At 38.3% G+C, this 6,973-nt stretch carries 6 protein-coding genes; 5 read left to right on the top strand and 1 reads right to left on the bottom strand.

Features of this window, described 5'->3' with window-relative positions; all coding sequences use genetic code 11:
- A partial coding sequence (locus QM450_RS10410) for an LPXTG cell wall anchor domain-containing protein (protein WP_414320549.1) occupies positions 1-736 on the top strand: 736 nt, incomplete at its 5' end.
- A gap of 343 nt (positions 737-1,079) precedes the next feature.
- On the opposite strand, the gene QM450_RS10405 is transcribed toward QM450_RS10410, so the two are convergent.
- Positions 1,080-2,282 carry an IS110 family transposase gene (locus tag QM450_RS10405; protein WP_414320548.1) on the bottom strand — a complete coding sequence of 401 codons (1,203 nt, stop codon included), beginning with the start codon at positions 2,280-2,282 and terminating at the stop codon, positions 1,080-1,082.
- 567 nt (positions 2,283-2,849) lie between these two features.
- On the opposite strand from QM450_RS10405, the gene QM450_RS10400 reads away from it, so the two are divergent.
- The 4 genes from QM450_RS10400 to QM450_RS10385 are packed head-to-tail and all read left to right on the top strand — an operon-like array spanning position 2,850 to position 6,822.
- Positions 2,850-4,109, top strand: coding sequence for a UDP-N-acetylglucosamine 1-carboxyvinyltransferase (locus QM450_RS10400; protein ID WP_153224968.1), 1,260 nt, complete (start codon positions 2,850-2,852; stop codon positions 4,107-4,109).
- Positions 4,110-4,125: 16 nt separating this feature from the next.
- Positions 4,126-4,677, top strand: a complete 552-nt coding sequence (locus tag QM450_RS10395; RefSeq protein ID WP_371607861.1) for a GNAT family N-acetyltransferase — start codon at positions 4,126-4,128, stop codon at positions 4,675-4,677.
- Complete coding sequence (spxR, locus tag QM450_RS10390; protein ID WP_000033785.1) at positions 4,670-5,947, top strand: CBS-HotDog domain-containing transcription factor SpxR; 1,278 nt, start codon at positions 4,670-4,672, stop codon at positions 5,945-5,947. The genes QM450_RS10395 and spxR overlap by 8 nt, the downstream gene beginning before the upstream one ends.
- A 14-nt stretch (positions 5,948-5,961) precedes the next feature.
- A complete protein-coding gene (locus QM450_RS10385; protein ID WP_045763436.1) occupies positions 5,962-6,822 on the top strand; it encodes a methionyl aminopeptidase in 861 nt (286 codons plus the stop codon).
- The last annotated feature ends 151 nt before the right edge of the window (positions 6,823-6,973 follow it).

Below are 6,973 nucleotides of genomic sequence, written 5' to 3'. Positions count from 1 at the left end.
AACTGAAAAACCAGGTAAGATTGAAATTACACGCAAACCAAATGGTGATGCAGTCGTAACGCCTAAGAAACCAGATGGTTCAACTTACCCATCAGGCAGCAAGGTAGTGATTCCAGGTGAAAACAACACACCAATCACAGTCACAATCGGCGACAATGGCTCAGGTGAAGTACCAAATGACAAGCTTCCTAAGAAAGATGTCCCAGGTACAGGAACAGTAACCGAACCGAACAAGAAACCATCACAACCAGTGGATGTAACAACACCAGGTCAAAAGACACCAACAGTAGATGTTGAACAAGATCCTAAGACAGGTGACGTTACAGTAACACCGAAGAAACCAGATGGCTCAACATTCCCACCAGGAACTAAGGTAGAAATCCCAGGTGAAGATGGTCCAATCACTGTTGAAATCGGTCAAGATGGTAAAGGTAAAGTACCAAATGACAAACTTCCTAAGAAAGATGTCCCAGGTACAGGTAAGATCACAGAACCAGGTAAACCAGCAGTTGAAGTTCCAGTAACAACCCCAGGTAAGGTAACACAAGTTGCAGTTAATCCAAATGTAAATCACGAAGATACTACAGCTACTATTGATAATGGAGCTAAGTCAAATGATTCTCAAAAAGTATTGCCAAATACTGGTACTGAATCAAATGCGACTCTTGCATCTCTAGGCCTTCTTGGTATTCTAGGTGGTCTCGGACTTGCTTTGGGAAAGAAAAAAGAAGACTAAAAATTTAGTCAATCACTATTCATTCTTTTGTATTGTAAAGATAAACTAGATTGGTTCTGGGAATCGTGTTAGTCATAAAATAAAAAGAATGTTTAGATAAAGAAAGCGAACAATGCTAGGATTTTGTTAAACGGAATTCCAAGTATTGTTCGCTTTTTGGGCTCTTTTCTACCATTTGTCAAGTATATCAAGGGCTTTAAGTAAAAAAAGAGATAAGACAGTAGCTATTCTGAGGTTACTGTCTTATTTTTACCACTTATTGATCCATAAAAGGGCACGCTAAAAAACACCTCATCTAGTATTTTTTGAAACAAGGTGTTATAATAATACGGCATAGATGACCTTATCGATTTTGGGTCAAAGAGTAATCGTAAAGTTTGTTATGCGTAATGAGGTAATACATTGTTCGAATGAGACGATGTATAGAGGCAATCGCATGTGGCTTGGTTGAAGCTATTGTCGATTGTCTTTTTCGTTTCTCATAAAAGTCGGCGATATGGCAGGGATTGGTATGACTAGCTGAAGCGATGTTATGAATGCACTTGAACAAGATTTTTCTGGCATAGGGATTACCTCGCTTAGTAATGTGTTCCTTGGCGAGAAAGTTCCCAGATTCATAATGTCTCAGGTCAATGCCAATAAAAGCGTTGATTTGATTGGTAGACTGAAAGCGACGAATATCTCCCAATTCGCCAATGATAGATGTCGCTGTGGTTTCTGCGATGCCAGGAATTGATCGTAAGATGTCATACTCTGGTAAAGGCTGAGCTAGAGCTACCATGTCGTCTAAGACAACCTGTCTGTGCTCAGAAAGACGAAGCAATTCTTGAGCATAGTAACGAACCTCTTCAAGCATTGGGGAGATTTTCTTGATCGCACAAAAAGATTGTTTAGCGAGTTTTATAAGTTTATCAGTCAGATAAGCAATACGCTTTTCAGAGATTCGTTTGGAGGTAGATTGACGGATAATCTTACACAATTCATTTTGAGATAGGTTTAATACAAACTCCTTGCATGGAAAAGCCATCACTAAATTCCAATATTGCTCTCCAGTTGGTGTGGATAAGAGATTTTCCAATTCAGGAAAGGTGACTTGTAAGACCTTGTGTAGACGGTTTTTAGCTCTAACAATGTCTTCTGTAAGATTTTGATAGAAACGGCTTAAATCACGTAGGTGTTGATAAACTTCTTCCTGCGCATAAGTTGGTTTACGATTGAGTATAAACTGAGAATGAGCCAACTTTTCAGCGTCAATTTTGTCTGTTTTACGAACTCGCAGACTGTCCAGTTGCTTCTTAGCTTCCAGAGGATTCAGCTGTGTATAAGCGTAGCCGTATTCCTCAAGAAAGGCTCGAAGATGCCGAGAATAGACACCAGTAGCTTCAAATATAATCTCAGGGTTATGAACAGTTTTCAAGTCATTCAAAAGACGATTGAAGCCAATGGCGTCATTGAGCATAGTGTATCCATGAATCTTTTCACCGTTGACTAAAATTGCCACCTCAGAACTTGCCTTACTCACATCAATCCCAAATACTGTACGCATGATATTACCTCTTTTGTCTTGAATAATTCCGTGTTTTAGTGATTTTATTTTCAATACGCGACGTCTAGCGTCCCACATACTTTGATCAAATTCCACCTAAAACAGGTGTCTTGCCAGTTTGTCAAGCGACGTCTAGTGCCAAAGAGCCCTACGACTTTACAAGACACCTCTACTTTAACATAAAGAAAAAGTAGTGAGTACTCTCTCCCGTCGTAGATTTTCTCACTACTAATCTTAGTATGTTTTCTACAACAAAATAGGCTCCATAACATCCATAGGGGATTTACCCACTACAAATATTATAGAGCCTGTTTTTTTGTTTTGATACCCATTTTGGTACCCAGAATGATTTTTATGTAAAAATTTTGTTGCAAGTCTTAAAATTACAGGTGAGGAGGATTTTTACTAGCTTTGATAAGTATGATAATTCCAACTGATATAAACAAAGTTATCGTCTTTAATATCATGATAGTTCTGGGCTTAATTATTTTATAGGATTGGCTATTAGTAAGAAATATGGTATAATATAGGGTGAGACCTTCTTAATAAATAGTGAAAGAGTATAAAATGAAAAAAATTGTCATTAACGGTGGGAGACCATTGAAAGGTGAAATTACGATTAGTGGCGCTAAAAATAGTGTCGTTGCCTTGATTCCTGCCATTATTTTATCAGATGATGTTGTGATTTTGGATTGTGTTCCAGACATCTCTGATGTAGCTAGTCTTATTGAGATTATGGAGATCATGGGAGCTAGTGTCAAGCGTTATGACGATGTTCTTGAGATTGATCCTCGTGGTGTTCAAAATAAACCAATGCCTTATGGTAAAATTAATAGCTTGCGTGCGTCTTATTATTTCTATGGTAGTCTTTTAGGACGTTTTGGTGAAGCAACTGTAGGTTTGCCTGGAGGGTGTGACCTAGGACCACGTCCGATTGATTTGCATTTAAAAGCATTTGAAGCTATGGGAGCTAAGACAACCTACGAGGGAGATAATATGAATCTCTCAACCCAAGGATCAAGTCTACATGGTGCACATATCTATATGGATACTGTTAGTGTTGGTGCAACAATCAATACGATGCTAGCAGCAGTAAAAGCTAAAGGTCGAACAGTTATTGAAAATGCTGCTCGCGAACCTGAAATCATTGATGTGGCTACATTATTAAACAATATGGGAGCTCACATTCGTGGAGCAGGTACGGATATGATTACAATCGATGGTGTGGATAGCTTGCACGGAACACGTCACCAAGTCATCCCAGACCGTATTGAAGCAGGGACATATATTTCAATGGCAGCTGCAGTAGGTCATGGGATTCGAATTAATAATGTACTTTATGAGCATTTAGAAGGATTTATTGCTAAACTTGAAGAAATGGGTGTTCACATGACTATTTCTGAAGACAGTATTTTCGTCGAAGAGCAAACAAATCTAAAGGCTGTTAATATCAAAACAGCTCCTTATCCAGGTTTCGCAACAGATCTTCAACAGCCTATTACTCCTTTGCTATTAAAAGCAGAAGGTCGTGGCACATTGATCGATACAATCTATGAAAAACGTGTCAACCATGTTTTTGAATTAGCCAAAATGAATGCAGATATTTCAACAACAAACGACCACATCCTTTATAAGGGTGGAAATCCTTTGCAGGGTGCAAAAGTTAAAGCAACAGACCTACGTGCTGGAGCCGCCTTGGTTATTGCTGGCTTGATGGCTGAAGGAAAAACAGAGATTACAAATGTTGAATTCATCCTTCGAGGCTACTCGAATATTATCGAAAAATTGCGTAATCTTGGAGCAGATATTGAGCTAATCGAAGATTAGCACTTTGAGGATTGCAATGAATATCTGGACTAAATTAGCAAAATTTTCTTTCTATGAGACGGAACGTTTATATTTCCGTCCCTTCTTTTTTACGGATGTAAATGATTTTCATCAACTTGCATCAGATCCTGAAAATCTTCAATTTATCTTTCCTGCACAAGCAAGTATTGAAGAAAGTCAGTATGCTCTTGCCAATTATTTTATGAAATCACCTTTGGGGATTTGGGCTATTTGTGATAAAAAAGAGCAACGAATGATTGGAGCTATCAAGTTTGAAAAACTTGATGAAATTAAGAAAGAAGCTGAAATTGGCTATTTTTTAAAGAAAGACTATTGGTCTCAGGGTTATATGACTGAAGCAGTTACCAAATTACGAGATTTATCCATGAACGAGTTTGCATTGAAGCAACTTTCGATTGTGACACATCTAGAAAATGTTGCTAGTCAGAAAGTAGCAGAAAAATCAAATTTTGTTCTTTATCGTCGTTTTAAAGGTAGCGATCGTTATACCCGAAAGATGCGGGATTATCTAGAATTCCGTTATACAAAAGGAAATTTAAATGAGTAAACACCAAGAAATATTAGCCTACTTGGAAGAATTACCAGTTGGGAAGCGTGTCAGTGTTCGTAGTATTTCAAATCGACTGGGAGTAAGTGATGGTACGGCATATCGGGCTATCAAAGAAGCTGAAAATAGGGGACTTGTTGAAACACGTCCTCGAAGTGGAACAGTACGTGTAAAGTCAAAAAAAGTAGCTATTGAGAAATTAACGTTCGCAGAAATTGCAGAAGTTACAGGCTCAGAAGTTTTAGCTGGTCAAGCTGGATTGGATAGAGAATTTAGTAAATTCTCCATTGGAGCGATGACTGAAAAGAATATTCTTTCTTATCTTCATGATGGCGGCTTACTTATCGTAGGAGATCGAACACGTATTCAGTTATTAGCACTTGAAAATGAAAATGCTGTCTTGGTAACAGGTGGATTTGAAGTTCATGAAGATGTTTTGAACCATGCTAATAAAAAAAATATTCCAGTATTGCGCAGTAAACATGATACATTTACAATTGCGACTATGATCAACAGAGCTTTGTCTAACGTTCAGATTAAGACAGATATTTTAACGGTTGAAAAAATCTATCGTACTAGTCATGAATATGGATTTCTACAGGAAACGGATACTGTCAAAGATTATCTAGACTTGGTTCGTAAGAATAGAACGAGCCGTTTTCCTGTCATTAATCAGCATCAGGTCGTTGTTGGTGTAGTTACTATGCGTGATGCTGGAGATAAATCACCTGGTACAACGATAGATAAGGTCATGACAAGGACAGTCTACATGACTGGTTTAGCGACGAATATCGCTAATGTTAGCCAGAGAATGATTGCTGAAGACTTTGAAATGGTGCCTGTTGTGAGAAGTAATCAAACTTTACTTGGTGTTATTACTAGACGGGATGTCATGGAAAAGATGAGTCGCTCTCAAGTTTCAGCATTACCAACATTTTCAGAACAGGTTGGTCAGAAGTTATCTTACCACCATGATGAAGTTGTCATTACGGTTGAACCATTTATGTTGGAAAAAAATGGAGTCCTTGCAAATGGAGTTCTTTCAGAAATTTTGACCCATATGACGCAGGATCTGGTCGTGAATAGCGGACGTAATCTCATCATTGAACAGATGTTGATTTACTTTTTACAAGCTGTTCAGATTGATGATATCTTGCGAATTCAGGCTAGAATTATTCATCATACGAGAAGGTCAGCCATTATCGACTATGATATTTATATCAATCATCAAATCGTATCAAAAGCAAATGTTACTGTAAAAATTAATTAAAACTAGGAGAAAACATGATTACATTAAAATCAGCTAGAGAAATCGAAGCAATGGATAAGGCTGGCGATTTTCTTGCCAGTATTCACATCGGTTTGCGTGACATCATCAAACCAGGTGTAGATATGTGGGAAGTAGAAGAATATGTGCGTCGTCGTTGTAAAGAAGAAAATTTCCTCCCTCTTCAAATTGGTGTTGATGGGGCAATGATGGATTATCCATACGCAACTTGTTGTTCGCTTAATGACGAAGTAGCCCATGCTTTTCCACGCCACTATATTTTGAAGGAAGGCGATTTGCTGAAGGTAGATATGGTTCTTGGTGGGCCGATCGCTAAGTCTGACCTCAATGTTTCTAAACTCAATTTTAACAACGTTGAGCAGATGAAAAAATATACTCAAAACTTTACGGGCGGCTTGGCAGATTCTTGTTGGGCTTACGCTGTTGGAAAACCGTCAGAAGAAGTTAAAAACTTGATGGATGTTACTAAAGAAGCTATGTATAAGGGAATTGAGCAGGCTGTTGTAGGAAATCGTATTGGAGATATTGGAGCTGCTATTCAGGAATATGCTGAAAGTCGTGGTTACGGAGTTGTTCGTGATCTTGTAGGACACGGTGTTGGTCCAACTATGCATGAAGAACCAATGGTGCCTAACTATGGTATCGCAGGTCGTGGTCTCCGCCTTCGTGAAGGCATGGTATTAACCATTGAGCCTATGATCAATACAGGTGATTGGGAAATCGATACAGATATGAAAACAGGCTGGGCACATAAAACAATCGATGGTGGACTGTCATGTCAGTATGAGCATCAGTTTGTTATTACTAAAGATGGGCCTGTAATCTTGACAAGTCAAGGTGAAGAGGGAACTTATTAATCAAAAAAGGAGCTCAGCTCCTTTCAGAACGAAGACAAACGTCATTTTTGGCGTTTGTCTTTTTCTCTTTTAAAAAATAGTTTGTCTCATCATCTACTAATCTATACCAAAATCTGAATTTGAGAAAAATAAAAAGGGATATTTCCTATCC

The sequence above is a fragment of the Streptococcus infantis genome (assembly GCF_047464615.1).
Taxonomy (GTDB): Bacteria; Bacillota; Bacilli; order Lactobacillales; family Streptococcaceae; genus Streptococcus; species Streptococcus infantis_Y.
This window is presented reverse-complemented; position numbering and strand designations above follow the sequence as displayed.

Bases quoted from the DNA above. Each gene is read 5' to 3' on its own strand.
- QM450_RS10405 (WP_414320548.1), bottom strand. From the start codon at position 2,282: ATGCGTACAGTATTTGGGATTGATGTGAGTAAGGCAAGTTCTGAGGTG.
- QM450_RS10400 (WP_153224968.1), top strand. From the start codon at position 2,850: ATGAAAAAAATTGTCATTAACGGTGGGAGACCATTGAAAGGTGAAATT.
- QM450_RS10395 (WP_371607861.1), top strand. From the start codon at position 4,126: ATGAATATCTGGACTAAATTAGCAAAATTTTCTTTCTATGAGACGGAA.
- spxR (WP_000033785.1), top strand. From the start codon at position 4,670: ATGAGTAAACACCAAGAAATATTAGCCTACTTGGAAGAATTACCAGTT.
- QM450_RS10385 (WP_045763436.1), top strand. From the start codon at position 5,962: ATGATTACATTAAAATCAGCTAGAGAAATCGAAGCAATGGATAAGGCT.